Raw genomic sequence first — 25,295 nt, forward strand, 5'->3', positions numbered from 1 at the left:
AGGGTTCTGTCTGATCGATACGCGTGACAAGAAGATGATAAGCCCGTCCCCCGCGGGCAGAAAAAGACACGTTCACAAGACCAATCACACAGAGCTTAGAGACTAGTCGACAACCGAGAATTGCACAGGGTTCAGCGTGGTTCGATGTGCGCGATCATCAGTTGCACGGTTTCCTGGCCACGGAACTCATTCACGTCGAGTTTGTAGGCCAGTTCCACCCAGCGAATGGTCGGGTTCGGCCAGACCTCGCGGTCAATGCCAAAGGCAATACCGTCGAGCTTCACCGAGCCGCATTCGCTCTTGAGCACCACTTTGAGGTGACGCTCGCCCACGACGCGCTGTTCCACCAGTTGAAACACACCGTGAAACAAGGGCTCGGGAAAGTGCTGGCCCCAGGGCCCGGCGTGACGCAAGGCGCGGGCCAGGTCCAGGTGAAACTCTTCCACCGCGAGGGTGCCATCGGACAGTAAGCGCCCGGTCAGGTCTTCTTCACGCAACTGTCGACGGACCTCGGCATCGAAGGCTTCGGCAAACAGCGGGAAGTTAGCCTCAGGCAGGGTCAGGCCCGCCGCCATGGCATGACCACCATACTTGGCGATCAGGTTGGGATGCTGGCTGGCCACTACGGCCAGGGCATCGCGGATATGAAAACCCGGCACCGAACGCCCTGAGCCCTTCAGCAGGCCATCACCGGCATCGGCAAAGGCGATGGTCGGGCGGAAATAACGCTCTTTCATGCGTGACGCCAGAATCCCGATCACCCCTTGGTGCCATTCGGGATCGAACAGGCACAAGCCGAACGGCATCGATTCCACCGGCAAATCCTTGAGCTGGGCCAGCGCTTCGCGCTGCATGCCTTGCTCGATGGATTTACGGTCCTGGTTCATGCCATCCAACTGCGCGGCCATTTCCCGCGCCATGGCGAAGTCGCTGGTGAGCAGGCATTCGATGCCCAGGCTCATGTCGTCCAGACGGCCGGCGGCGTTCAGGCGTGGCCCGAGAATGAACCCCAGGTCGGTGGACGTGATGCGGGCGTGATCGCGCTTGGCCACTTCGAGGATCGCCTTGATCCCCGGTCGGGCGCGACCGGCGCGAATACGCTCCAGGCCCTGATGGACCAGGATGCGGTTGTTGGCATCCAGCGGCACCACATCGGCCACGCTGCCCAACGCCACCAAGTCCAGCAATTCGCCGATGTTCGGCTGTGGCGCCTGGTCATACCAGCCAAGGCTGCGCAAGCGCGCGCGCAACGCCATCAGCACGTAAAAAATCACCCCGACGCCGGCCAGCGCTTTACTGGGAAACCCGCAGCCGGGCTGGTTCGGATTGACGATGGCGTCGGCCGCCGGCAATTCATCACCGGGCAAGTGGTGGTCGGTGACCAACACTTTGAGCCCGGCCGCCTTGGCCGCCGCCACACCTTCGACACTGGAGATACCGTTATCCACAGTGATCAGCAACTGCGGCTCGCGCTGCAAAGCCACCGCAACAATTTCCGGGGTCAGGCCGTAGCCGTATTCAAAGCGATTGGGCACCAGGTAATCGACATGGGCCGCCCCGAGCAAGCGCAGGCCGAGCGTCCCCACGGTGCTGGCCGTGGCACCGTCGGCGTCAAAGTCGCCTACGATCAGAATCCGCTGGCGTTGCTCCAGGGCCGTCACCAGCAGATCCACGGCAGCCTCGATCCCCTTGAGCTGCTGATAGGGGATCAGCCGTGCCAGGCTTTTATCCAGCTCTGCTTGCGACTGCACACCGCGTGCGGCGTAAAGGCGGGTCAACAGCGGTGGCAGTTCCCCCAGAAAGGGCAGGACGGCGGGCAACGGGCGAGGATCGATACGCATGGGGTGACGGGTACTTCTCTAATGACAGATAAAAATTTGCCCCTGTAGGAGCGAGCTTGCTCGCGAAAAAACCAGAGAACGCCTCGGGGTGTCCGATTGCCGGCGTTATCGTTAACGATCTTCGCGAGCAAGCTCGCTCCTACAAGGATGTGTTTGGTTTCAGCCGCGCTCGCCCACCAGCCACTGAAGCTGGACCTCATGCTGGCCACGATCGTCGGTCACAAAGATCGTACCTTCACTGATCATCACATCCCACTTGATCACGCGGGGCATGTCCTTGGCCAGGGTTTCGAGGATTTCCTGGGGCACGGCGGCAATGTGTACGTTTTTCAGGTTATTGGCCACCGGCACCACTTTACCTTCCCATACGCGCAGGCTGCCGTAGGCCAGGAGGCTGGTGCGTTCAGTGCGACGCGAACACCAGGTCAGGCGATCCGCATCCGGCTGACCGACTTCGATCCAGTGCAATACTCGATCATCCAGGCTTTTTTCCCACAGGGCTGGTTCGTCTACGTCTGACAGGCCACGACCAAACGCCAACTGCTCGTTATACCAAAGGGCATAGGCCAACAGACGCACGGTCATGCGTTCTTCGGTTTCCGAAGGGTGACGGGCGATGGTTTGCTTGACGCTTTCGTACACAGAACGATCGAGGTCGGTCAGGTTGAGTTCAAACTTGTAGGTCGTGGACGGCTGGGCCATGAACGGACTTCTAGAGACAGGAAAAGGCGGCCAGTCTAACCGATGCCGAGGTCATTCAACGAATCCTGCGCCGCATCAGGGTTGTCGCTGGATCGATTGCCTATGTTAAAAAGCAGTACATACTTGCCCGTCGCTTGTAAGGATCCTTATGTCGCTTAACGTCAAACCGCTTGCCGGCCTGAAAGTCATCGAACTGGGGACCTTGATCGCCGGCCCGTTTGCCTCACGTATCTGCGCGGAGTTCGGTGCCGAGGTCATCAAGGTCGAATCCCCGGACGGCGGCGACCCGCTGCGTAAATGGCGTAAGCTGTATGAAGGTACGTCCCTCTGGTGGTTCGTCCAGGCACGCAACAAAAAATCGCTGACCCTGAACCTGAAACACCCCGACGGCCTGGCGATCCTCAAACAGTTGCTGGCGGATGCCGACATCCTGATCGAGAACTTCCGCCCTGGCGTGCTGGAGAAGCTTGGCCTGGACTGGGACACCTTGCACGCCCTGAACCCCAAACTGGTGATGGTGCGCCTCTCGGGCTTCGGTCAGACCGGGCCGATGAAGGCACAACCCGGTTTCGGCGCGGTCGGCGAATCCATGGGAGGCCTGCGTTATATCACCGGTTTCGAAGACCGTCCGCCGGTGCGTACCGGCATTTCCATCGGGGACTCGATCGCCGCATTGTGGGCGGTGATTGGCGCCTTGATGGCTTTGCGTCACCGCGAGGTCAATGGCGGCCTGGGGCAAGTGGTGGATGTCGCGCTCTATGAAGCGATCTTTGCCATGATGGAAAGCATGATCCCCGAGTTTGACGTCTTCGGGTTTATCCGTGAACGTACCGGCAACATCATGCCGGGGATTACTCCGTCCTCGATCCATACCAGCGCCGACGGCAAACATGTGCAAATCGGCGCCAATGGCGATGCGATCTTCAAGCGTTTCATGCTGCTCATCGGTCGTGAGGACTTGGCCAACGATCCCCTCCTGGCCAGCAACGATGGCCGCGACAGCCGTCGTGACGAGCTGTATGGCGTGATCGATCGCTGGGTCAATTCACTGCCGCTGGAGCAGGTGATGCAGCAGTTGAACCAGGCCGAGGTCCCAGCCAGCCGGATCTACAGCGCCGAAGACATGCTCGGCGATCCGCAATTCCTGGCCCGGGAAATGTTCCTCAAGGCGCAATTGCCCGATGGCAAGGACTTCAAGATGCCCGGCATCGTACCGAAGCTGTCGGATACCCCCGGCGGTTGCGAGTGGGTCGGACCGCAACTGGGGGAACACAACGCCAGCGTGCTCAATTCACTGGGCTACGATGATCTGGCAATCAGTCGTCTGCGCAACGACGGCGCGATATAAAACGCGATCCGCGCTGCTACAAGGAAACAGCCGCGCCCTGACAAATCGCGGGCAAAAAGAAACCCCGAGCAGTGGGGAGACAACTCGGGGTTAAACGTGGCCTACAAAGACCAGTACAACAAGCTACAAGCACCGGAGCACAATGCTTGATCCTGCTGTAAAAAATCAGACTGACCTTGCTGTAGGAAGTTTCCCGATAAAAATAATTTCATGCGAGAACGCTGGCGCGGGTCTGGGCTGCGTTGCGCAACGCTGCAATGACCGAAGGTTCCAGGCGTCCTTCAGCGATTTTAAGATCACGGTGCAGGCAATCCACCACGTCGACCCACTCGCGCTTGTCGATCAATTGCGCACGATTGACTTCCCGCTCGACCACAATTGCGCCCGCCGGGCTCTTCACAGTCACCAGACATTCACCCCTCACACCAGAGCTGGTCAGCGTAACCTGATAAGGACTCAGCGCTTCACTGAGCAATAGGCTGATACTTTCCATCTCGATCACCACTTAATTGGAAAACAAAAATGTCGCCAAGGTGCAGGCATTCAAGTGACCTTCGCGCACAGCAGAAAGTTCGCTTTATGACGCAGCACTGTGCTGAGTCAAACGAGCATGCACGGCGAAGATGACAGAGAGAAAACAGGCGTGGGAGAGGTCGCTGAAACCTTGCGCGGGGGCGCAAATCGGCCTCTTCAAAACAAAAGGCGGTACAACCTTTGTGGCGAGGGGGCTCGTTTGTGGCGAGGGGGCTTGTCCCCCGTTGGGCTGCGCAGCAGCCCCAAAAAGCCCATCTCGGTCCTCCAGTCAAACCGGGGTGCCTGGTTTGAGGGCTGCTGCGCAGCCCAGCGGGGGCGATACGGCGTTCCGGCGAGCCCCCTCGCCACAGGAATGGGGTATGCCTGGGGGCTCTTGACTGAACAGGGCCTTGGAGTCAGAGCGGCTTGCCGCGATTGCCGTGCTGGCTGACAAACGCCTGGACGGCGCCGAGGTCATTGGCCAGGACCGTGCAACGCTCCTCACGCTCGAACAGATCCGCCAGGTGCGGCGGCAGTTCCAGGGCCTTGCCGACGCCGGCCTTTTCCACGGCTTCAGGGAATTTGACCGGGTGCGCGGTGCCAAGGATCACCATCGGGATGTCCAGGCTACGGCGGCACTCACGCGCCGCCTTGACGCCAATGGCGGTGTGCGGGTCCAGCAGCTCGCCGGTCTGGGCGTAGACTTCAGCGATGGTTTCGCAGGTCTCGGCGTCATCCACCGCCAGGGAATCGAACAGCTTGCGGGTTTCGGTCCAGCGCTCTTGGTCGACGCTGAAACCACCACCTTGCTTGAAACTGTCCATCAGATCGGCCAGGGCCGCCCCGTTGCGCCCATGCATATCGAACAGCAAGCGTTCGAAATTCGACGAGACCATGATGTCCATCGACGGCGACAAGGTCGCGTGCAGGGTTTCCTTGACGTACTGATTACCGCTCATGAAACGGTGCAGGATGTCGTTGCGGTTGGTGGCGACGATCAACTGATTGATCGGCAGGCCCATGTTGCGCGCCAGGTAACCGGCGAAGATATCGCCGAAGTTGCCGGTCGGCACCGAGAACGACACCGAACGCGCCGGGCCGCCCAACTGCAGGGAGGCGTGGAAGTAGTAGACGATCTGGGCCATGATCCGCGCCCAGTTGATCGAGTTCACCGCCACCAGGCGTGTGCCCTTGAGGAAGCTCTGGTCGGCAAAGCTGGCCTTGACCATTTCCTGACAGTCATCGAAGTTGCCTTCGATGGCGATGTTGTGAATGTTCTCGCCAAAGAGGGTGGTCATCTGCCGGCGCTGCACTTCCGACACACGGTTATGCGGATGCAGGATGAAGATATCGACGTTTTCGCAGTGTTTGCAGCCTTCGATGGCCGCCGAACCGGTATCACCCGAGGTGGCACCGATGATCACCACGCGCTCGCCGCGCTTCTCCAACACGTAGTCGAGCAAACGACCGAGCAATTGCAGTGCGAAGTCCTTGAACGCCAGGGTCGGGCCGTGGAATAGCTCCAGCACCCACTCGTTACCGTTCAGTTGACGCAACGGCGCGACGGCATTGTGGGAAAACACGCCGTACGTTTCTTCCAGAATCTTTTTGAAGTCTGCATCCGGAATACTGCCGGTGACGAACGGACGCATAACCCGGAAGGCCAGCTCGTGGTATGGCAGGCCAGCCCAGGAGGCGATTTCCTCGTGGGTGAAACGTGGCAGGTTTTCCGGCACATACAAGCCACCGTCCGTGGCAAGGCCTGCCAGCAGGACATCTTCGAAATTCAGGGCCGGTGCCTGGCCGCGGGTGCTGATATAACGCATGACTGGCTCCTCAACATCATTCTTGAACAGAAGCCGCCGAACCCTCGGGGCCTCTGAAACATATCAGTTAGATCAGGTGTTCAACGCGAATCCGTACGACCGGCCCGACCACGCCCTGAAGCGCTTCGAGGGCCCGGATGGCATCGTTCATGTGCTGTTCCAGCACACGGTGGGTCAGCAGGATCATCGGTACCAGGCCGTCGTGTTCTTCGACCTCCTTCTGCATGATCGACTCGATATTGATACCCCGCTCCGACAGGATGCTGGCTACTTGAGCCAACACGCCAGGGTGATCCTTGGCCTGGATGCGCAGGTAGTAGGAGCTTTCACAGGCTTCAATCGGCAGAATCGGATGCGCCGACAGCGAATCCGGCTGGAAGGCCAGGTGCGGCACGCGGTTCTCCGGGTCGCTGGTCATGGCACGAACCACGTCCACCAGGTCGGCGATAACTGACGACGCGGTGGGCTCCATGCCGGCGCCAGCGCCGTAGAACAGGGTCGAACCGGCCGCATCGCCATTGACCATCACGGCATTCATCACGCCATTGACGTTGGCCAGCAAGCGGTCGGCCGGGATCAGCGTCGGGTGTACGCGCAGCTCGATGCCGCTGGCGGTGCTGCGAGCCACGCCCAAGTGTTTGATGCGGTAGCCCAGGGCTTCGGCGTAGTTCACGTCAGCAGTGGTCAGCTTGGTGATGCCTTCGGTGTAAGCCTTGTCGAACTGCAGCGGTATACCAAAGGCGATGGAGGCCAGGATGGTCAACTTGTGGGCGGCGTCGATACCTTCGACGTCAAAGGTCGGATCGGCTTCCGCATATCCCAGCGCCTGGGCTTCGGCCAGCACGTCTTCGAAGGTACGGCCCTTCTCGCGCATTTCGGTCAGGATGAAGTTACCGGTGCCGTTGATGATGCCGGCGACCCAATTGATTCGGTTGGCCGACAGACCTTCACGGATCGCCTTGATCACCGGAATGCCACCGGCAACAGCGGCCTCGAACGCCACGATCACGCCTTTCTCGCGGGCCCTGGCGAAGATTTCATTGCCATGTACAGCGATCAGCGCCTTGTTGGCCGTGACCACGTGCTTGCCGTTTTCGATGGCCTTGAGCACCAGTTCGCGGGCAACGGTGTAGCCGCCCACCAGCTCGATGACGATATCGATTTCTGGGTTGGTGGCAACGTCGAAGACATCGTTGGTAATCGCAATACCGGTCGTCTGGAACTGAGGCTTTGGCGTACGCATGGCAATTTGAGCCACTTCAATCCCACGCCCTGCGCGGCGGGAAATTTCCTCGGCGTTACGCTGAAGTACGTTGAAGGTTCCGCCACCGACGGTCCCTAACCCACAGATGCCTACTTTGACCGGTTTCACTGAAGAACTCCCCATGAAACGGCCGACTCAAGGTCGGCCGTGGAAAACAGCCGCACAACTGCGGCTCACTATTGATGACCCGCCGGCTGGTTGGCGGATCAAGATCGTCAAGGTTTGACGATACTGCTTATTTGGCACCCAGCGCCAGTTTGGCGACTTGTGGGGCAGGCTGGTAGCCCGGAATGACCTGGCCGTCCGCCAAAACGATGGCCGGCGTACCGTTCACGCCAATGGACTGGCCCAGGGCGAACTGCTTGGAGACCGGATTGGTGCACGCAGCCGCCTTGATGTCCTTGCCATCGACCATCTTGTCCATGGCCGCCTTCTTGTCAGCCGAGCACCAGACCGCTTGCAACTGTTTGTCACCCGGCGAACCCAGGCCCTGACGCGGAAACGCCACGTAGCGTACTTCCACACCCATTTTGTTCAGCTCAGGCACTTCGGCGTGCAGCTTGTGGCAGTACGGGCAAGTGGTGTCGGTGAAGACGGTGATGTGGGTCTTGGTCTCGCCAATGGCCGGATACACCACGGTTTCGGCGACTGGAATCGCGTTGATCAGCTTGGACACACCCAGGCGCTCGGCTTTCTCGGTGAGATTGACCGGCTTACCGTCTTTCAACTGGAACAGGTAACCCTGGACAATGTACTGGCCGTCGGCGCTGGCGTAGAGCACGCGGCTGCCCTTGAGCTTGACTTCATACAGGCCGGCCATGGGGCTGGCGCTGATGCTTTCTACCGGTGTTTCAAGCTGGAGGCTTTCCAGGCTCTTACGAATCGTCTGCTCGGCGGCATTATCGGCGACGGCGAAGGTTGAGGCCAACGCAATGGCTGCGGCGGCAAAAATCTGGGTCAAGCGCATGGAAACTCCTGAAGGCAGATGCAGGGACGAAGATCAGGACGCCGGTGCGGAAACGCGGGTCGGGAATGTCCCCTTTGCAAACCGGCAAAGCCTACCACAGTTGGCCGCAACGGCAGACGCCGGTGGAAAAATAGGCACGTTTCAGCCCCTCGGGTGATGCCTGGCGTGCATCTCTTGCAAACGCGCGCGCGCCACATGGGTATAGATCTGGGTAGTGGACAAATCACTGTGACCCAGCAGCATTTGCACCACCCGCAAATCCGCGCCGTGATTGAGCAGGTGCGTGGCGAACGCATGCCGCAAAGTGTGCGGAGACAGCGACTTGCCGATCCCGGCAACCTTGGCCTGATGCTTGATACGGTGCCAGAAGGTCTGGCGGGTCATCTGCTCGCCACGCAGGCTGGGAAACAGCACATCGCTCGGGCGCCCGCCCAGCAACTCGCCGCGGGCATCGCGCATATAACGCTCAACCCAGACAATGGCTTCCTCGCCCATCGGCACCAACCGCTCCTTGCTGCCCTTGCCCATGACCCGTAACACGCCCTGGCGCAGATTGACCTGTTCCAGGGTCAGGCTGATCAGTTCGGTCACCCGCAGTCCACAGGCGTACAGCACTTCAAGCATGGCACGGTCGCGTTGACCGATGGCTTCACTCAGGTCAGGCGCGGCCAACAGGGCTTCGACGTCGGCCTCTGACAGGGACTTAGGCAAGGGCCTGCCCAGTTGCGGCATATCCACTTGTAAAGTGGGATCGACGGCGATCAACTTTTCCCTCAGCAAATAGCGATAAAAACCACGCACACCCGAGAGAAAACGCGCCGTAGAACGCGGCTTATAATTCTGCTCGAGGCGCCAGGCCAAATGATCAAGGATCAATTCACGCCCAGCGTTGATCAGCTCCAGATGCTTTTCCTGAAGCCAACCGTTGAACAGGGCCAGGTCGCTGCGATACGACTGGCGGGTGTTATCCGACAAGCCTTTCTCCAGCCACAGGGCATCGAGGAAACGGTCTATCAGTGGGTGATCAATGGCGGGCATGGGGACTCGGGCAGATGACTGGGGTGTCTGGTAGATCCTATCGCGAGCAAGTCCGTTCCCACACGGGTTTTGTATCGTGACCGTGTATCGCTGGCAACGATGATCAATGTGGGGGGCTTGCTCGCGATAGCCGCGACTCGGTTTCAGATCAATCCACAAACCCAGGCAGCACCGGCACCGGCCGCTTGTCGGCATCAATCGCGACAAAGCTGAACACACCCTGGATCGCCTTCTCGCGGCCATCGGCACTCATGCTCTCGACAAACACTTCGACTTCGACCTTGAGGCTGGTATTGCCCACCTTGATCACCCGCCCAATTAACTCGACGATGGAGCCTGCGGGTATCGCATGATTGAAATCAATGCGGTCGGTAGAAACCGTGACCAGCGGCAAACGACAGAAACGTGTGGCGGCGATGAACGACACTTCATCCATCCACGCCAGGGCGGTGCCGCCGAACAAGGTGTTGTGATGGTTGGTGGTCGGCGGGAATACAGCTTTGGTGACGCGGGTGACTGAGAGATCGGTACGACGCTGGATCTCTTCGAGGCGGCTAGTCATGAACAAGTACCAGGGCAATGGGCAAATGACAGGCAACAAAAAAGCAGCCCGTAGGCTGCTTTTTTCTGCATCGGAACGCTGGACTTAAGCCAGTTTTTCCTTGATGCGCGCTGCTTTACCGGACAGGTCACGCAGGTAGTACAGCTTGGCTTTACGTACGTCACCGCGACGCTTGACGGCCATGCTGTCGATTTGCGGGCTGTAGGTCTGGAAAGTACGCTCTACGCCAACACCGTTGGAGATTTTACGAACAGCGAAAGCACTGTTCACACCACGGTTACGCTTGGCGATTACCACGCCTTCGAAAGCCTGCAGACGCGAACGGTCGCCTTCCTTCACTTTCACCTGAACGACAATGGTGTCGCCCGGGGCAAAGGTAGGGATCTCTTTGGTCATCTGCTCTGCTTCGAGTGCAAGGATGATTTTGTTAGTCATGCTGTGCTCCTAAGGTAAGTCGTCGGACCTACCATCGATACGTTGTTAACTATCGTCCCGCGCGAGGATGTATTCCTCGAGCAGCTTCTTCTCTTCTCCAGAAAGCGAGCGGCTTTCCAGAAGATCAGCGCGTCGTTCATAGGTCCGACCAAGGGACTGCTGTAAACGCCAACGCCGGATGTGTGCGTGATTGCCACTTAGCAATACGTCGGGAACACGCTGATCCGCATACACCTCCGGTCGGGTGTAGTGCGGGCAATCCAGCAAACCATCCGTGAAGGAATCTTCCTCCGCGGAGTCCGCATGCCCTAAAGCTCCAGGCAGCAGTCGTGTAACCGCATCTATCAGGACCATCGCCGGCAGCTCGCCGCCAGACAGGACATAGTCCCCAATCGACCACTCTTCATCGACATGAGCTTCAATAAAACGCTCGTCAATGCCTTCATAGCGACCGGCAATCAGGATCAGTGCTTCCTCATTCGCCAGTTCGCGTACCGCCGACTGATTCAGTTGACGGCCTTGAGGGGACAGGTAAATTACCTTCGCCCTCTCCCCTGCTGCTGCCTTGGCCTGAACCAATGCATCTTCCAGGGGCTTGATCTTCATCACCATCCCCGGGCCACCGCCGAATGGGCGATCGTCCACGGTGTGATGTCGATCTGTCGTGTAGTCTCGCGGATTCCAACAAGTCAGCTGCAAGAGCCCTTGTTTCACCGCCCGACTGGTGATGCCGTACTCGCTGATGGCGGAAAACATCTCGGGAAACAAACTGATCACTTCTACGCGCAAATTAGCCACGCTTAGAAGTCCGCGTCCCATTCCACCTTCATCTCGCCCGCGACCAGGTCGACGGCCAACACACATTGCTCGGTATAGGGCAACAAGCGTTCGCGATCATCCAGGCTGCCAGCGCAAGGCTTGACCACCATTACATCATTGGCGCCGGTTTCCAGAAGATGATCGATTTTCCCGAGCAATTGCCCGAGTTGATCAATAACCTTCAGACCTTCCAGCTGGTACCAGTAGTACTCGCCGTCGGTCAATTCAGGGAACAGGCTGCGCGGCACGCAGATCTCATAACCGGCCAGAAGACGCGCTTCTTCACGATCATCAAGACCCTTGAGCTTTGCGACCAGGAACTTGTCGTTCCCGCGTCCGCTGACCAGCTCGACCTGTTTCACACTACCTTCGCGCTTGAGCGTCCAGGTCTTGTACTGCAACAGGTTTTCAGTTGGATCAGTAAAGGAATACACCTTCACTTCGCCGCGAACGCCGTGAACAGAGTAAATCTTGCCAATAACGATCAAATCATCGGCAATAGCAGGCGTCGCGTTCATATTGCTCAGGCCGCAGCCTTAGCAGCGTCCTTCAGCAACTGAGCAACGCGCTCAGAAGGTTGTGCACCAACGCTCAGCCAGTAGGCTACGCGCTCTTGGTTCACGGACAGACGGATTTCCTGACCACGGGCAACAGGGTTGAAGAAACCAACCTGTTCCTTGTGCGAACCGTCACGCGGGTTGCGGCTGTCGGTTACGGTCAAGTGGTAAAACGGGCGCTTTTTGGAGCCGCCAAGGGCAAGACGGATTGTTAGCATGTGAACATCGTTCCTGTAGTCGGTGCTGCAAATCTAAATGCACAGCGGGCGTAGGTGCCCGAAAGGCCGCATATTCTAAGGAATATCCGGACTTTTGCAAATGTCTTTTTCTGGCACCTATCAGTGTGCCATTCAGATCTGCTATAGAGCCGTCGGTTAAAACGGCGAGTCAGCTCCCGCTGTGGGCGGGTTTGCTGGAGAGTCCACGTTGCCGTGGACAGCGCCGGCATGACTGCCGGCGCGAATTTTTTACATCTTCGGCATGCCGCGACCAGGCATCATTCCGCCCATGCCGCGCATCATTTTGGCCATACCGCCCTTGGCGGAGAACTTCTTCATCATCTTCTGCATCTGCTTGTGCTGCTTGATCAAGCGACCGATATCCTGCACCTGGGTGCCGGAACCCATGGCGATCCGACGTTTGCGCGAACCACTGATCAGCTCAGGGTCGCGGCGCTCGGCCGGAGTCATGGAATTGATGATGGCTTCCATCTGCTTGAACTGCTTCTCTGCCGCGCCCTGGGCATTGCCCATTTGCGCCAGGTTCACGCCACCGATGTTCGGCAGCTTGTCCATCAAGCCACCAAGACCACCCATGCTCTTCATTTGTTGCAACTGGTCACGGAAGTCTTCGAGGTCGAAGCCCTTGCCCTTCTTCAGTTTCTTGGCCAGTTTGTCGGCCTTGTCCTTGTCGAGCGTCTGTTCGGCCTGCTCGATCAGGCTGAGCACGTCGCCCATGCCGAGGATACGCGAGGCGATCCGCTCGGGATGGAACGGCTCGAGCGCTTCGCTCTTCTCCCCCATGCCGATGAACTTGATCGGCTTGCCAGTGATCGCACGTACCGACAATGCGGCACCACCCCGGGCATCACCGTCGACCTTGGTCAGGATCACACCCGTCAATGGCAGCGCATCACCGAACGCCTTGGCGGTGTTGGCCGCATCCTGGCCGGTCATGGCGTCGACCACGAACAGCGTCTCGACCGGATTGATCGCGGCATGCAGCGCCTTGATCTCGCCCATCATCTCGTCATCGATATGCAGGCGACCGGCGGTATCGACGATGACCACGTCGATGAACTTCAGCTTCGCTTCTTTAATAGCAGCGTTGGCGATGTCGACCGGTTTCTGGCTCAGATCGGACGGAAAGAAGGTCACGCCGATTTCGCCGGCAAGCATTTCCAACTGTTTGATGGCTGCCGGACGGTAAACGTCAGCCGAGACCACCATCACCGATTTTTTCTTGCGCTCTTTAAGGAAGCGCGCGAGTTTGCCGGCGGTAGTGGTTTTACCCGCGCCCTGCAAACCGGCCATCAGCACAACCGCCGGCGGCACGGCGCTGAGGTTCAAATCTTCGTTGGCCACGCCCATCAAGCTTTCGAGTTCGGCCTGGACGACCTTCACAAAGGCCTGGCCCGGCGTCAGGCTGCGGGACACTTCGGTGCCGACCGCACGCTCCTTGACCGAGTTGACGAAGTCCTTGACCACAGGCAAGGCCACGTCGGCTTCCAGCAACGCCATGCGCACTTCGCGCAGGGTGTCTTTAATATTGTCCTCGGTCAGCTTGGCCTTGCCGGTGACATGGCGCAGCGTCTGCGAGAGACGGTCAGTCAGATTTTCAAACATGCGCGATCCTTTCAGGCCCTATTCATCGAAATGCAATGGTAGACCGAGGTAATGGCGGCCCAGGCTGTGATAAATCGCTATTAAAAACAGCGCTTGGCGAGCCTGCGGCGTGGGCAGGTCGCGGATTATAGCGAAGACTGCCGTCATGCACACCCGCTGTCTGGCCCGGTGGTCTTTCGTGGAACGCAGGTGTATGCCAAACTCAGCGGCTTTCGGGCTTGCCTAACAGGACTTATGCTCTCTTTGCCACCCAGTTTGCTACCCAGTCTCGCCGCCGCACTCTTGTACGCCGCTGCGACCCTCTATCAGGGTATCCGCCTTGCCCAACGCACCAGAGCGGACAAACGCCTGCTGGCAGGTCTTGGCGTCTTCGCCCTGATCGCACACACCGTCAGCTTGGTTACCCATCTGATGACGCCGGTCGGCCTGGGCCTGGACTTTTTCAGCGCCGCCAGCCTGATTGCCGCCGCGGTGATTGCCCTGACACTGCTGGCCTGCACGCGCATCCCGGTGGAAAACCTGCTTTTGCTGCTCTTTCCCCTAGGCATGCTGACGGTGCTGCTGGCGCAATTCGCCCCCACCGGCACGGTACAGGTGATCGATGAAGAGCCAGGCATCCTGGCGCATATCCTGTTGTCGATCCTGGCCTACGGCATGTTCACCATCGCGGTGTTCCAGGCTTTGCTGTTGCTACTGCAGGATCACCAGCTCAAGCACAAGCACCCGTCGTCGGGGCTGATCAAGAACTTCCCGCCGCTGCAAACCATGGAAAGCCTGCTGTTTGGCTTCCTCTGGGCCGGTTGGAGCCTGCTCTCGCTGTCGCTGATTTCCGGCTGGTTGTTCGTCGAGAACCTGTTCGCCCAGCACCTGGTCCACAAGACGCTGCTGGCATGCCTGGCCTGGATAGTGTTCAGCGTGCTGCTGTGGGGCCGCAACCGCCTGGGCTGGCGCGGACACAAAGCAATCCGCTGGACCCTGGCCGGTTTCTGCTTGCTGATGCTGGCGTATTTCGGCAGCAAGCTGGTCCGCGAATTCATCCTGCATATCTGACGGGCTGCGATCATGCACAATTTGCCCCTGGAGCCGATGTTCGCGGTAGTGGCCCTGCTGGTTTTATGGTCGGCGCTGTTTACCGCCATCGAAGCCGCCCAACACCATCTGCTGGCCCTGCGCCCCGGAACACGCCAGGGCGACAAAGCCGCAGCCCGGCTGAACTTCCCCCGCAACAGCCTGATTCTGTGCAACACGCTGTGCCGCGCGGTGGTGGTGATTCTCTGCACCTTGCTGGCGATCTATGCCTGGGCCGAAAACGGTCCATGGCTTGGCTGGCTGATTTCCAGTGCCACTTTGCTGATACTGGCCGACTATTTGCCTCGCACCCTCGCCACCCGATATCCACAAGCGGTGCTGGGCTTTGGCAATACGTTGCTGGCGGTGCCCTTGAAGATCCTCTACCCGCTGGCCTGGCTGCTCAACAGCGTCAGCCTGTTGCTGTTGCGTCCGTTTGCGCGCAGATCCGGGATCGTCAAACAGAGTGACGAGCCGCAGCCCGATCACGCTGACGAACAGGCATTGGACGCGGCCGAAAACCACATGCAAGGCTTGCCGGGCATCCATGCCCTGGACAACATCACGGTCAACGACATTCTGGTGCCGCGCAGCGAAGTGGACGGCATCAACCTTGACGACACGCTCGAGAACATCCTCGAACAACTGCGCAGCAACCAGCGCACGCGCCTGCCGGTGTTCCACAGCGACATCAATCAGGTCGAGGCGGTGCTTAACACCCGACAGGTCCAACATCTGCTGCCGGATGCCAGCCTGACCAAGGAAGCCCTGCTCGAGGCCTGCCATGAACCGTACTTCGTCCCGGAAAGCACACCGCTGCAACTGCAACTGCTGAACTTCCACAAACAGCAACGCCGCCTGGGCATGGTGGTGGACGAGTACGGCGAAGTGCTGGGCATCGTCACCCTGGAAGACATTCTCGAAGAGATCGTCGGCGAATTTGAAAACGAGCAGAGCCTGGACAATCCGCTCATCCAAGCGCAGCCGGATGGCCGCTACGTGATTGATGGCGCCGTATCGATTCGTGAACTGAACAAATGCCTGGGCTGGCACCTGCCCAGCGACGGCCCCAAGACCCTGAATGGGCTGGCGACCGAAGCACTGGAGACCATTCCGGACTGCGCGGTATGCGTGAAAATTGGTCGCTACCGCCTGGAAATCCTTGAAACCGAGGACAACCGGGTGAGCAAGGTGCTGATCTGGCATACCGGCACGCTGCCGATGGTGGTTTAGACCAAAGATCCGTGCTCGAGGCACTTGTTTGATCTTCGGCGCCCTTCCTATAATCCCGCAGGCTTACCCAAGCCCCGCCCGACCGCGTGCTACCCGCACTGAGCGCGTCCAGGCAGCGCTTTATCGTGTCTGACCGGTACGCTCCGATCCCGAGCCGCCCCGCGCACTGCCCTGATCCATGGGTGTTCGACCAATAATAATTCGCGCCAAGCGCGCAACGACCATCAGGGGTACGTCAATGAGCACCACCTATAACGAGGCCGCGCCCGCCGCGCCGATCAACTCGACCCGCCGTGTTGCAACCGCGAGCATTGTCGGTACCGCCATCGAGTTCTACGACTTCTATATCTACGCCACGGCCGCCGCACTGGTGATCGGCCCGGTGTTTTTTCCGCAAACCTCCGGCACCGCGCAGATGCTCGCGGCTTTCCTGACCTTTGGTATCGCCTTTATCGCCCGGCCATTGGGCTCGGCACTGTTCGGCCACTTCGGTGACCGGATTGGGCGCAAATCGACACTCGTGGCGTCCTTGCTGCTGATGGGCGTCTGTACCACGCTGATCGGCTTGCTGCCCGGTTACGACACCATCGGCGCCTGGGCGCCGATCCTGCTTTGCGTGCTGCGCTTTGGCCAAGGTCTCGGGTTGGGCGGGGAATGGGGCGGCGCGGCGTTGCTGGCGACCGAAAACGCACCGAAAGGCAAACGTGCCTGGTTCGGTATGTTTCCGCAGTTGGGACCATCCATTGGTTTTCTCGCCGCCAACGGCCTGTTCTTGATTCTGGCCATGAACCTGAGCGACGAGCAATTCCGTAGCTGGGGCTGGCGCATTCCGTTCCTGCTCAGTGCCGCGTTGGTTATGGTCGGCCTGTACGCACGACTGAAACTGCACGAGACCCCAGTATTCGCCAACGCCGTCGCCAAGGAGAAGCCGGTAAAAGTGCCGTTGGTGGAGCTGTTCAGCCAATACTGGATGCCAGTATTGCTGGGCGCGGCGGCAATGGTGGTGTGTTATGCACTGTTCTATATCACCACCGCATTTTCCCTGAGCTACGGCGTGACAACACTGGGCTACAGCCGCGAAACCTTCCTCGCCCTGCTGTGCTTTGCGGTGCTGTTCATGGGAGCGGCAACGCCGCTGGCGGCCTGGGCCAGTGACCGTTATGGACGCAAACCGGTGCTGATCACTGGCGCGGTATTGGCCATTCTCTCGGGCTTCACCATGGAGCCGTTGCTGACCCACGGCTCGACCTGGGCGGTAGCGCTGTTCCTGTGCCTAGAGCTGTTCCTGATGGGCGTGACCTTCGCGCCAATGGGCGCGCTGCTGCCGGAGTTGTTCCCGACCCGCGTGCGATATACCGGCGCGTCAGCGGCGTATAACCTGGGCGGGATTGTCGGTGCATCGGCGGCACCGTTCTTCGCGACCAAGCTGGTGGCGATGGGTGGCCTGAGTTATGTCGGCGGGTATGTATCGGCGGCAGCGCTGTTGAGCTTGATTGCAGTGCTGTGCCTGAAAGAGACGCGGTATAACGACTTGAACAAGGTCGAGTGACAGGTCGAATCCTCTGTAGGAGCGAGCTTGCTCGCGAAAAAGGTACATCCGACGCCGCCATGCGCCTGAAATACTTTCGCGAGCAAGCTCGCTCCTACAAGGGGAGGTTGCGCTACAACTCTACGCTGACAGCCTGCGAGGCACGAGTCGCCTTGGCCCGCGCCGCGTCAATCGATTCATCGCGCGCCAACGCCACGCCCATGCGGCGCTCGCCATTGACTTCGGGTTTGCCAAACAGGCGCAACGCGGTATCCGGCTCGCTCAACGCGGCACCGAGATTGGCGAACGCGGTCTGGGTCGACTGCCCTTCCACCAGGATCACCGACGACGCCGAGGGCCCGAACTGACGGATCAACGGGATCGGCAAGCCCAGAATAGCCCGCGCATGCAGGGCAAATTGCGACAAGTCCTGGGAAATCAACGTCACCAGACCCGTGTCGTGCGGACGCGGCGAAACTTCGCTGAACCACACCTGGTCGCCTTTGATGAACAGCTCGACACCAAACAGACCACGGCCGCCCAGCGCTTCGGTCACAGCTTTGGCGACACGCTCGGATTCGGCCAGCGCAACCGGACTCATGGCCTGCGGCTGCCAGGATTCCTGATAGTCGCCCTTCTCCTGGCGATGCCCCACCGGCGCGCAGAATGTGGTGCCACCGATGTGACGCACAGTCAGCAAGGTGATTTCGTAGTCGAAGTCGATAAAACCTTCGATGATCACCCGCCCCTTGCCGGCGCGGCCACCTTCCTGGGCATATTCCCAGGCTTTCTGCACGTCATCGGCACTGCGCAACAGGCTCTGGCCCTTGCCCGACGAACTCATCACCGGCTTGACCACACACGGAAAGCCCAGGTCTTCGACGGCCTTGCGGTAGTCTTCCACGGTGTCTGCAAAGTGATACGGCGAGGTCGGCAGGTCCAGCTCTTCAGCGGCCAGGCGACGGATGCCTTCGCGGTTCATGGTCAACTGCGCCGCACGGGCGGTGGGAATCACGGTGAAACCTTCGGACTCCAGCTCCACCAGGGTGGCGGTGGCGATGGCTTCGATTTCCGGAACGATGAAGTCTGGTTTTTCAGCTTCGATCACTGCACGCAGGGCGGCGCCGTCGAGCATGTTGATCACATGGCTGCGATGGGCAACCTGCATCGCCGGCGCGTTGGCGTAACGATCCACGGCGATTACTTCAACGCCCAGGCGCTGCAGTTCAATTACCACTTCCTTGCCCAGCTCACCGCAGCCACACATCAATACACGGGTCGCGGTGGGCGACAATGGAGTTCCGATTCGGGTCATCACAGGTCCTCAGGGCAGCGGATCAGGGGAGAAAGGCGGGCATTTTACATGAACCGCGGCAATTGGCCTCAGTTGACCACACGCTGGCGCCGCAAACGCCAGGCCATCGCCAGCCACACCACGCTCACCCCGGCAAATTTCGAGGCCAGGGCGGTACCGACCGCCACGGGTGTAAGCACGCCGATCATGCCGAAGAAAATGAAGGTATCGAGGGGAATGCTCAGCGCCGAACTGAGCCACAACCGGTCGTGCAACGGGCGCTTGGTGATGCTGAACACCAGCCAGTCAATGCACTCGGACACCGCGAACGCCGTGGCGCTGGCGAATGCGATGGAGGGATCGGAGGTGATGTAGGACAGTACCAACGCCGCCAACATGGCGATAATCGCGCCATGGCCGAAGCGGGTTTGCACCATGTCCCGCAGGATAAACACCAGGCCACCCCAGGCGGACCAGATGACATCCAGGTGAGGGGCGGTGGAAAAGGCGAAGTTGATCAGCACGACGCTGCTGATGTAGGCAATCAGGAAAAGCATAAAAACGAAGAAACCTATACCTGTAGGAGCGAGCTTTGCTCGCGAAAAACATCAACGATTACACGGGACACCTGACTATACGCGGTGTCCTTGCGTTTTTCGTGAGCAAGCTCGCTTCTACAGGGGTAACGATTATTTCGCGGGTAACATCCACACCATCCCACTCGCCACCGCCCGCTCATGGCACAAGCCCAGCACCACGCGGCGCTCAGCATTGTCCATCAGCCCCCAACGGGTAATTTCCGCAGCGGTGCGCTGGCAGCCGGTACACACGTCATCCTCATCCAGCGCACAAATGCTCACACAGGGCGAGGCGACCGGACGTTCCGCGACACTCATTCTTCCTGCTCAAGCAGATCTCGCGCATAGCGCTGGGAGTTATGCACATAGTGCGCGGCACTGGCTTCCAGCATTTTTTTCTGCTGCTCAGTCAGTTCGCGCACCACTTTGCCCGGCGAGCCCATCACCAGAGACCCATCGGGAATTTCCTTGCCTTCACCGATCAGCGAGTTGGCGCCGATGATGCAGTTTTTGCCGATTTTCGCGCCGTTGAGAATGACCGCGTTAATACCGATCAAGCTGTAGTCGCCAACGGTGCAACCGTGGAGCATGGCGTTATGGCCGACGGTCACACCCGTGCCTAAGGTCAGCGGGTAGCCCATGTCGGTATGCATCACCGTGCCATCTTGAACATTGCTGTTCTTGCCGATCAGGATCAACTCGTTGTCGCCGCGCAATACCGCGTTGAACCAGACGTTGGCCCCCTCTTCCAATTTGACCCGGCCCACGAGCGTGGCATTCGGGGCCACCCAACTGTGGGGATGGGTTTCGACTCGGGCGTCGCCCAGGCGGTATTTCATGGTTTGTTCCTCACGGCGCGCCATACGAAGCGATGGCTCAGGTATTGATGAAGCTTTTCGGCGGACGGTGCAGGCTGATGTCGGCATCGTCATACAGCAGGTTGATCAGCTCGACGATCATGATCGCCGTCAGGCCCCAGATCTTGTATTCACCAAATCGATAACTGGGCACGTACCAACTGCGCCCCTGGTAATCGATGCGATGTGTGTGCTCACGGGGATCCTGGCGAAAAAACTCCAGGGGCACGTTGAACACCGCCGCAATTTCAGCATCGTTGGCCAGGTATTCGACGTAATCGGGGACGACCCCCACGTAAGGTGTGACACGAATGCCGTGCAGGGAGATCAACGGGCTCAACGGGCCGATCACTTCCACCAGGCCCGGTGGCAGGCCGATTTCCTCTTCGGCCTCGCGTAGCGCGGTGAAGACCAGGTCCGGGTCCTCGGGGTCGCGACGCCCGCCGGGAAACGCCACTTCACCGCCGTGGGTCGACAGTCCGCTGGCGCGCAGGGTCAGGATCAGCTCGGGTTCGTCACTGCGGGTAATCGGCACCAGCACGGCAGCCTCGGGGAAACGACTGTCAGTTTCCAGAGTGCGTGGTGTGTGATTGCTTACACGGCGAAGTAGCTCGTCCAGCATGAGTCATCTCGATCTGTTGGCTACCTTGCATGATGCACCAAAGCGTGCGGCCCCCCAAGCCCAAAACCCGGGTCGTGTCGCGAAACGACAACTTGCAGGGCAAAGCCCTGCACGCCAAGATAGGCACAGTCCCCAGGAACCCAAGCATGAATTTCTGCAGCCAGTGCGGCAAACCGGTCACCCAACGCATTCCCGAAGGCGACGCACGCTTGCGGCATGTCTGCGACCACTGTCAAACCATTCACTATCAGAATCCCAACATCGTCGCTGGCACCGTGCCAGTCTGGGGCAAGCAAGTGCTGTTATGCCGTCGCGCCATCGAGCCGCGCCTGGGCTACTGGACCCTGCCCGCCGGGTTTATGGAGAACGGCGAGACCGTTGAACAGGCGGCGGTACGCGAAACCCTGGAGGAAGCCTGCGCCAGAGTCCGCGACCTGAATATCTACACCTTGATCGACGTACCGCACATCAGCCAGGTGCATATTTTCTACCGTGCCGAGCTGATCGACCTGGATTTCCAGCCAGGCATCGAGAGCCTCGAAGTGCAGCTGTTCGATGAGGCCGATATCCCTTGGTCCGAGCTGGCTTTCCGCACCGTCGGACGTACTTTAGAATGCTTTTTCGCCGACCGTCGGCAACAGGTGTTTCCAGTGCGCAGCGAATCAGTGCCGCCGCTGACTCAACCGGCAAAATAACCCTCCCGGGCCGACTTCAAAGGGATATTGTTTCAATGCGTTGGTTGCTCGCTCTGTTCTGCCTTTCGTTTGTCAGCCTGTCGTCGGCGTCCACTCTGACCACCTTGGGCGGCAAGCCGGTCGAGAAGGTTCTGGTGCTCAAATCCGCCCATCAGTTGCAACTGATCAACGATGGCAAGCCTTTCAAGACCTACCGCATTTCCCTGGGTAAAAACCCCAAGGGTCACAAATTTATCGAAGGCGACCGCCGCACGCCGGAAGGTTTCTACTGGATCGACTGGCGCAAGACCAGCGACCGCTTCAATCTCTCCATGCACATCTCCTACCCGAACATCAGTGACGCCGCCCGCGCCCGCCGCGAAGGGGTCAAGCCCGGCAGCATGATCATGATCCACGGCACGCCAGACAGCGAAGACTACCCGGAACAGTGGTTTCACACGCTGGACTGGACCGATGGCTGCATCGGCATGCGCAACGTCGACATGCGTGAAGTCTGGCGCTTGGTGAAAGACGGCACGATGATCGAGATTCGGCCGTAATCCTCGACCGTTGGTAAATCAATTCAAAAATATTTCCCGCCCCCGACACCACCCGCCGGTGAATACCAGTTCACCGCGCGGACTGTACAGCCCTGCGCGCAATAAAGACCTCTCTAATACCACTGAATACCAGACACCCTGAAAGCCCCCATAAACCATCAGGCACACCGCTCTGGTCGCATTGACATGGTATTTAAGTGGTATTAATTTTTCGCTCAATACCGGGCGACAACACTCCAATAACCGCATCGGAAACCTGACAGATGAATCCCATCCTGGCCTTGCGCCCCGACGATAAACAATCCATGCCGCTGTACCTGCAATTGGCGCGCAAGCTGGAAGCGGCGATCCATGCCGGCCAGTGGACCTCCGAACAGGCTCTGCCGTCGGAACGCGTGCTCAGTGAGCAGTTGAGCATCTCGCGGGTCACCGCCCGCAAAGCCTTGGAAGTGTTGTTTACCCAGGGCCTGATCCGTCGCAGCCAAGGTTCAGGCACCTTTATCACGCCGCGCCTGGAACAACCGCTGTCACGCCTGTCGGGTTTCAGCGAGATGTTGCGCCTCAAGGGCTTTGTGCCCGGCTCCCAATGGCTGGAGCGCGAGATCACCCCGCCAACCCACGAAGAATTGATCCGCCTGTGTCTGTCGACCAACGACAAGGTGGCGCGACTCAAGCGTTTGCGCAAAGCCGATGACACGGTGATGGCCATTGAAATGACTGCCGTCCCGGCCTCGGTGCTGCCGCAGCCGCAGGCGTTGGGCAGTTCGCTGTATGAATACTTCGAAAGCATCGGCAAGCCCATCGTCCGCGCCTTGCAGCATGTACAGGCAATCAATGCCTCGGACGAGTTCGCAGGCCTGGTGGGTATCGCGCCCGGCACCGCCATGCTGCTGATGACCCGCGTCGGTTACACCGCCGATAACACGCCGATTGAAATCACCGACACCTACTGCCGCAACGACTACTACGACTTCGTCGCGGAGCTTCGTCGGTACGACTTTGCCGCCGAACTGCGGCCCTAGAGAACTGCCCATGTCCGAAGACAATATCCTCACGCCCCAAGGCTGGTTTCGCGGCCGACTGGTACACCGGCACGGCAAGGTCAGCGCCATTGAAGGCACCCCTTGCGACCCGGCCGACAACGACCTGCCCTACCTGCTGCCCGGTTTTATCGACCTGCACGTACATGGCGGTGGCGGCAAAGACATCATGGAAGGCGCCGACGCCTTCGAGACCATCACCCGCACCCACGTGCGTTTTGGTACCACCTCGCTGCTGGCCACCACCATGACAGCGCCGGTGGAGGAAATCTCCAGCGTGCTCGGTCAACTCGGCACGTTCTGCGAACAGCGTCCTGCGGGCAGCGCGCGAGTTCTCGGGGTACACCTGGAAGGTCCCTACATCAATCCGGGAAAACTCGGCGCTCAACCTAACTTCGCCCACACCGCGCTGATGGCAGAAGTCGAGGAATACCTGCGCCTGGCCCCGATCCGGGTGATCACCATCGCCCCGGAAATCGCCGGCCATGACGCGCTGATTCGCAGTCTTAGTGCGCGCGGCGTGCGCATGCAGATCGGCCACACTTTGGGCAGCTATGAGGAAGGCGTGGCTGCCCTCGCCGCCGGCGCCACCAGTTTCACCCATCTGTATAACGCCATGAGCCCGCTACATCACCGCGAGCCGGGCATCGTCGGGGCGGCCTTGGCCCATGCCCGGTATGCCGAGTTGATTCCGGACTTGCTGCACGTGCACCCCGGCGCCATGCGTGTAGCCCTGCGCGCGATTCCCTGCCTGTACTGCGTCACCGATTCCACGGCCGCCGCCGGCATGCCCGACGGCGAATACAAGCTGGGCAGCCACACCGTGACCAAATGCCTGGGCGGTGTGCGACTGGCCGACGGCACCCTGGCCGGCAGCACCCTGACCATGGACCAGGCCCTGCGCAATCTGGTGAAAATCGGTCTGCCTATCAGCGAAGCCTCACAACGTTTGTCGCAATTTCCTGCGGACTATCTGGGCCTGGAAGAACGCGGTCGCCTGCAACCCGGCAGCTTTGCCGACTGCGTGCGCCTGGATCGCTCCCTGAACCTCACCGACGTAATGGTCGAAGGAGAAACCATTGACTTCAAAAATGTTTGAAGAGGCGCTGTCCTCCTGTGAGGCCGTCGAGGCTCAACTGCAACGCCTGGAACCGATGCTGGCGGACGTCGCCGGCCGTCTGCGCCGCCAACCGCCGCAAGTGGCGATGACCGTAGCCCGCGGCAGCTCGGATCATGCCGCCAGCTACTTTGCCTATCTGACCATGCAGCACCTGGGAATCCCCGTGGCGTCGTTGCCGATGTCAGTGGTGACCCTCTCGCAATCGCCGCTGAAAGTCAGCGGCCAAGTGGCCTTTGGTTTCTCGCAGTCGGGACAGAGCCCCGACCTGGTCAACAGCCTGCGTGTATTGCGCAAGCGCGGGGCGTTGAGCGTTTCCCTGGTCAATGCCGAGGACTCGCCACTGGAGGCCGCGTGCGAATTCCACGTGCCGCTGTGCGCCGGACCGGAACGCAGCGTCGCCGCCACCAAGAGCTTTATCGCCACGTTGAGCGCCAGTGCGCAATTGATCGCTCACTGGAATCAGGAGGACGCGCTGCTCGAAGCGTGCCAAGCCTTGCCCGCCGGCTTGCGTGAAGCGGCGACCCAGGATTGGAGCCTGGCCATCGAAGCGCTGCGCGACTGCCAGCGCCTGATGGTGATCGGGCGTGGCGCCGGTTTTGCCATTGCCCAGGAAGCCGCGCTCAAGCTCAAGGAAACCTCGGCGATCCAGGCCGAAGCCTTCAGCAGCGCCGAAGTGCGCCACGGGCCGATGGCCTTGATCGACGATAACTACCCGCTGCTGGTCTTCGCCCCGCGCGGCGCCGAACAGGCGGGCCTGCTCACATTGGCCGAGGAGATGCGCCAACGGGGCGCCCGCGTGCTGCTGGCCGCGCCCGATGATGTTGCCGAACGTGACCTGACCTTGAGTCGCGCCGAGCACCCGGCTCTCGACCCGATACTCGCGATCCAGAGTTTCTACGTGATGGCCGCCGGTCTGGCGCACGCCAGGGGCATGGATCCGGACCAGCCCCGTCACCTGAGCAAAGTGACCCGCACCCACTGAGTGGACTGCAGCGATTTCCTGAT

28 protein-coding genes are annotated in these 25,295 nt (G+C 59.8%); 9 read left to right on the plus strand and 19 right to left on the minus strand.

All coding sequences use genetic code 11. From position 1 onward, the window contains the following. Nucleotides 1–131 precede the first annotated feature (131 nt). Both recJ and BLU75_RS17095 read right to left on the minus strand, forming a co-directional pair. Nucleotides 132–1,841 (minus strand): single-stranded-DNA-specific exonuclease RecJ, encoded by a 1,710-nt coding sequence (recJ, locus tag BLU75_RS17090; protein ID WP_084377279.1) that lies wholly within the window; start codon nucleotides 1,839–1,841, stop codon nucleotides 132–134. A gap of 159 nt (nucleotides 1,842–2,000) precedes the next feature. After that, nucleotides 2,001–2,543, minus strand: coding sequence for a YaeQ family protein (locus BLU75_RS17095; protein WP_084377281.1), 543 nt, complete (start codon nucleotides 2,541–2,543; stop codon nucleotides 2,001–2,003). 148 nt (nucleotides 2,544–2,691) lie between these two features. Between BLU75_RS17095 and BLU75_RS17100 the strand changes: the two genes are divergently transcribed. Continuing rightward, nucleotides 2,692–3,891 carry a CaiB/BaiF CoA transferase family protein gene (locus tag BLU75_RS17100; protein ID WP_084377283.1) on the plus strand — a complete coding sequence of 400 codons (1,200 nt, stop codon included), beginning with the start codon at nucleotides 2,692–2,694 and terminating at the stop codon, nucleotides 3,889–3,891. A 208-nt stretch (nucleotides 3,892–4,099) separates the two neighbouring features. On the opposite strand, the gene BLU75_RS17105 is transcribed toward BLU75_RS17100, so the two are convergent. The 12 genes from BLU75_RS17105 to BLU75_RS28120 form a co-directional block, all read right to left on the minus strand. Next, nucleotides 4,100–4,384 carry a DUF3509 domain-containing protein gene (locus tag BLU75_RS17105; protein ID WP_172832079.1) on the minus strand — a complete coding sequence of 95 codons (285 nt, stop codon included), beginning with the start codon at nucleotides 4,382–4,384 and terminating at the stop codon, nucleotides 4,100–4,102. Nucleotides 4,385–4,820: 436 nt separating this feature from the next. Then, nucleotides 4,821–6,230, minus strand: coding sequence for a threonine synthase (gene thrC / locus BLU75_RS17110; protein WP_084377287.1), 1,410 nt, complete (start codon nucleotides 6,228–6,230; stop codon nucleotides 4,821–4,823). 67 nt (nucleotides 6,231–6,297) lie between these two features. Further along, the gene (locus BLU75_RS17115; protein ID WP_084377289.1) at nucleotides 6,298–7,602 is read right to left on the minus strand and encodes a homoserine dehydrogenase; all 1,305 of its coding nucleotides are present in this window, start codon (nucleotides 7,600–7,602) and stop codon (nucleotides 6,298–6,300) included. Between the two features lie 127 nt (nucleotides 7,603–7,729). Next, a complete protein-coding gene (locus tag BLU75_RS17120; RefSeq protein ID WP_084377291.1) occupies nucleotides 7,730–8,461 on the minus strand; it encodes a thioredoxin fold domain-containing protein in 732 nt (243 codons plus the stop codon). Nucleotides 8,462–8,602: 141 nt separating this feature from the next. Further along, complete coding sequence (gene xerD, locus BLU75_RS17125) at nucleotides 8,603–9,499, minus strand: site-specific tyrosine recombinase XerD (protein ID WP_084377293.1); 897 nt, start codon at nucleotides 9,497–9,499, stop codon at nucleotides 8,603–8,605. Between the two features lie 148 nt (nucleotides 9,500–9,647). Further along, on the minus strand, nucleotides 9,648–10,061 hold the full coding sequence (locus tag BLU75_RS17130) for an acyl-CoA thioesterase (protein ID WP_084377295.1): 414 nt from the start codon (nucleotides 10,059–10,061) through the stop codon (nucleotides 9,648–9,650). 84 nt (nucleotides 10,062–10,145) lie between these two features. Then, nucleotides 10,146–10,496, minus strand: a complete 351-nt coding sequence (gene rplS, locus BLU75_RS17135; protein ID WP_084377297.1) for a 50S ribosomal protein L19 — start codon at nucleotides 10,494–10,496, stop codon at nucleotides 10,146–10,148. A 45-nt stretch (nucleotides 10,497–10,541) separates the two neighbouring features. After that, entirely contained in the window at nucleotides 10,542–11,315 is a 774-nt protein-coding gene (gene trmD / locus BLU75_RS17140) for a tRNA (guanosine(37)-N1)-methyltransferase TrmD (protein WP_172832080.1), read from the minus strand. After that, nucleotides 11,297–11,833 (minus strand): ribosome maturation factor RimM, encoded by a 537-nt coding sequence (gene rimM, locus BLU75_RS17145; protein ID WP_084377299.1) that lies wholly within the window; start codon nucleotides 11,831–11,833, stop codon nucleotides 11,297–11,299. Before rimM ends, trmD begins: the two co-directional genes overlap by 19 nt. A gap of 5 nt (nucleotides 11,834–11,838) precedes the next feature. Next, nucleotides 11,839–12,090 (minus strand): 30S ribosomal protein S16, encoded by a 252-nt coding sequence (rpsP, locus tag BLU75_RS17150; RefSeq protein ID WP_084377301.1) that lies wholly within the window; start codon nucleotides 12,088–12,090, stop codon nucleotides 11,839–11,841. 249 nt (nucleotides 12,091–12,339) lie between these two features. After that, a complete protein-coding gene (gene ffh, locus BLU75_RS17155; protein ID WP_084377303.1) occupies nucleotides 12,340–13,716 on the minus strand; it encodes a signal recognition particle protein in 1,377 nt (458 codons plus the stop codon). An 18-nt stretch (nucleotides 13,717–13,734) separates the two neighbouring features. After that, complete coding sequence (locus BLU75_RS28120; RefSeq protein WP_269470856.1) at nucleotides 13,735–13,863, minus strand: hypothetical protein; 129 nt, start codon at nucleotides 13,861–13,863, stop codon at nucleotides 13,735–13,737. Nucleotides 13,864–13,950: 87 nt separating this feature from the next. Here BLU75_RS28120 and BLU75_RS17160 point away from each other — a divergent pair, with 87 nt between their 5' ends. The 3 genes from BLU75_RS17160 (at nucleotide 13,951) to BLU75_RS17170 (ending at nucleotide 17,566) form a co-directional block, all read left to right on the plus strand. Then, a complete protein-coding gene (locus BLU75_RS17160; protein WP_084377305.1) occupies nucleotides 13,951–14,766 on the plus strand; it encodes a cytochrome C assembly family protein in 816 nt (271 codons plus the stop codon). 12 nt (nucleotides 14,767–14,778) lie between these two features. Then, nucleotides 14,779–16,017, plus strand: coding sequence for a transporter associated domain-containing protein (locus BLU75_RS17165; RefSeq protein WP_084377307.1), 1,239 nt, complete (start codon nucleotides 14,779–14,781; stop codon nucleotides 16,015–16,017). A 238-nt stretch (nucleotides 16,018–16,255) separates the two neighbouring features. Beyond that, nucleotides 16,256–17,566, plus strand: a complete 1,311-nt coding sequence (locus tag BLU75_RS17170; protein ID WP_084377309.1) for an MFS transporter — start codon at nucleotides 16,256–16,258, stop codon at nucleotides 17,564–17,566. Nucleotides 17,567–17,678: 112 nt separating this feature from the next. Here BLU75_RS17170 and purT read toward each other — a convergent pair whose 3' ends face one another. From purT to BLU75_RS17195, 5 genes are all read right to left on the minus strand, one after another. Continuing rightward, nucleotides 17,679–18,860, minus strand: coding sequence for a formate-dependent phosphoribosylglycinamide formyltransferase (gene purT, locus BLU75_RS17175; RefSeq protein WP_084377311.1), 1,182 nt, complete (start codon nucleotides 18,858–18,860; stop codon nucleotides 17,679–17,681). Nucleotides 18,861–18,928: 68 nt separating this feature from the next. Beyond that, nucleotides 18,929–19,396 (minus strand): preQ0 transporter, encoded by a 468-nt coding sequence (locus tag BLU75_RS17180; RefSeq protein ID WP_084377313.1) that lies wholly within the window; start codon nucleotides 19,394–19,396, stop codon nucleotides 18,929–18,931. Nucleotides 19,397–19,528: 132 nt separating this feature from the next. Continuing rightward, nucleotides 19,529–19,735 carry a DUF1289 domain-containing protein gene (locus BLU75_RS17185; protein WP_084377315.1) on the minus strand — a complete coding sequence of 69 codons (207 nt, stop codon included), beginning with the start codon at nucleotides 19,733–19,735 and terminating at the stop codon, nucleotides 19,529–19,531. Continuing rightward, complete coding sequence (locus BLU75_RS17190; RefSeq protein ID WP_084377317.1) at nucleotides 19,732–20,256, minus strand: gamma carbonic anhydrase family protein; 525 nt, start codon at nucleotides 20,254–20,256, stop codon at nucleotides 19,732–19,734. The genes BLU75_RS17185 and BLU75_RS17190 overlap by 4 nt, the downstream gene beginning before the upstream one ends. Nucleotides 20,257–20,293: 37 nt before the next feature. Continuing rightward, on the minus strand, nucleotides 20,294–20,896 hold the full coding sequence (locus tag BLU75_RS17195) for a CoA pyrophosphatase (protein WP_084377319.1): 603 nt from the start codon (nucleotides 20,894–20,896) through the stop codon (nucleotides 20,294–20,296). A 146-nt stretch (nucleotides 20,897–21,042) separates the two neighbouring features. On the opposite strand from BLU75_RS17195, the gene BLU75_RS17200 reads away from it, so the two are divergent. The 5 genes from BLU75_RS17200 (at nucleotide 21,043) to BLU75_RS17220 (ending at nucleotide 25,272) form a co-directional block, all read left to right on the plus strand. Then, a complete protein-coding gene (locus BLU75_RS17200; protein ID WP_084377321.1) occupies nucleotides 21,043–21,591 on the plus strand; it encodes an NUDIX hydrolase in 549 nt (182 codons plus the stop codon). Between the two features lie 35 nt (nucleotides 21,592–21,626). Further along, nucleotides 21,627–22,130, plus strand: coding sequence for a L,D-transpeptidase family protein (locus BLU75_RS17205; protein WP_084377323.1), 504 nt, complete (start codon nucleotides 21,627–21,629; stop codon nucleotides 22,128–22,130). A 263-nt stretch (nucleotides 22,131–22,393) separates the two neighbouring features. Beyond that, nucleotides 22,394–23,152 (plus strand): GntR family transcriptional regulator, encoded by a 759-nt coding sequence (locus tag BLU75_RS17210; protein ID WP_084377324.1) that lies wholly within the window; start codon nucleotides 22,394–22,396, stop codon nucleotides 23,150–23,152. A 10-nt stretch (nucleotides 23,153–23,162) separates the two neighbouring features. After that, entirely contained in the window at nucleotides 23,163–24,269 is a 1,107-nt protein-coding gene (gene nagA, locus BLU75_RS17215; protein WP_084377325.1) for an N-acetylglucosamine-6-phosphate deacetylase, read from the plus strand. Then, nucleotides 24,262–25,272, plus strand: a complete 1,011-nt coding sequence (locus BLU75_RS17220; protein ID WP_084377327.1) for an SIS domain-containing protein — start codon at nucleotides 24,262–24,264, stop codon at nucleotides 25,270–25,272. Before nagA ends, BLU75_RS17220 begins: the two co-directional genes overlap by 8 nt. The last annotated feature ends 23 nt before the right edge of the window (nucleotides 25,273–25,295 follow it).

The organism is Pseudomonas mucidolens, assembly GCF_900106045.1.
GTDB classification, from domain to species: Bacteria; Pseudomonadota; Gammaproteobacteria; order Pseudomonadales; family Pseudomonadaceae; genus Aquipseudomonas; species Aquipseudomonas mucidolens.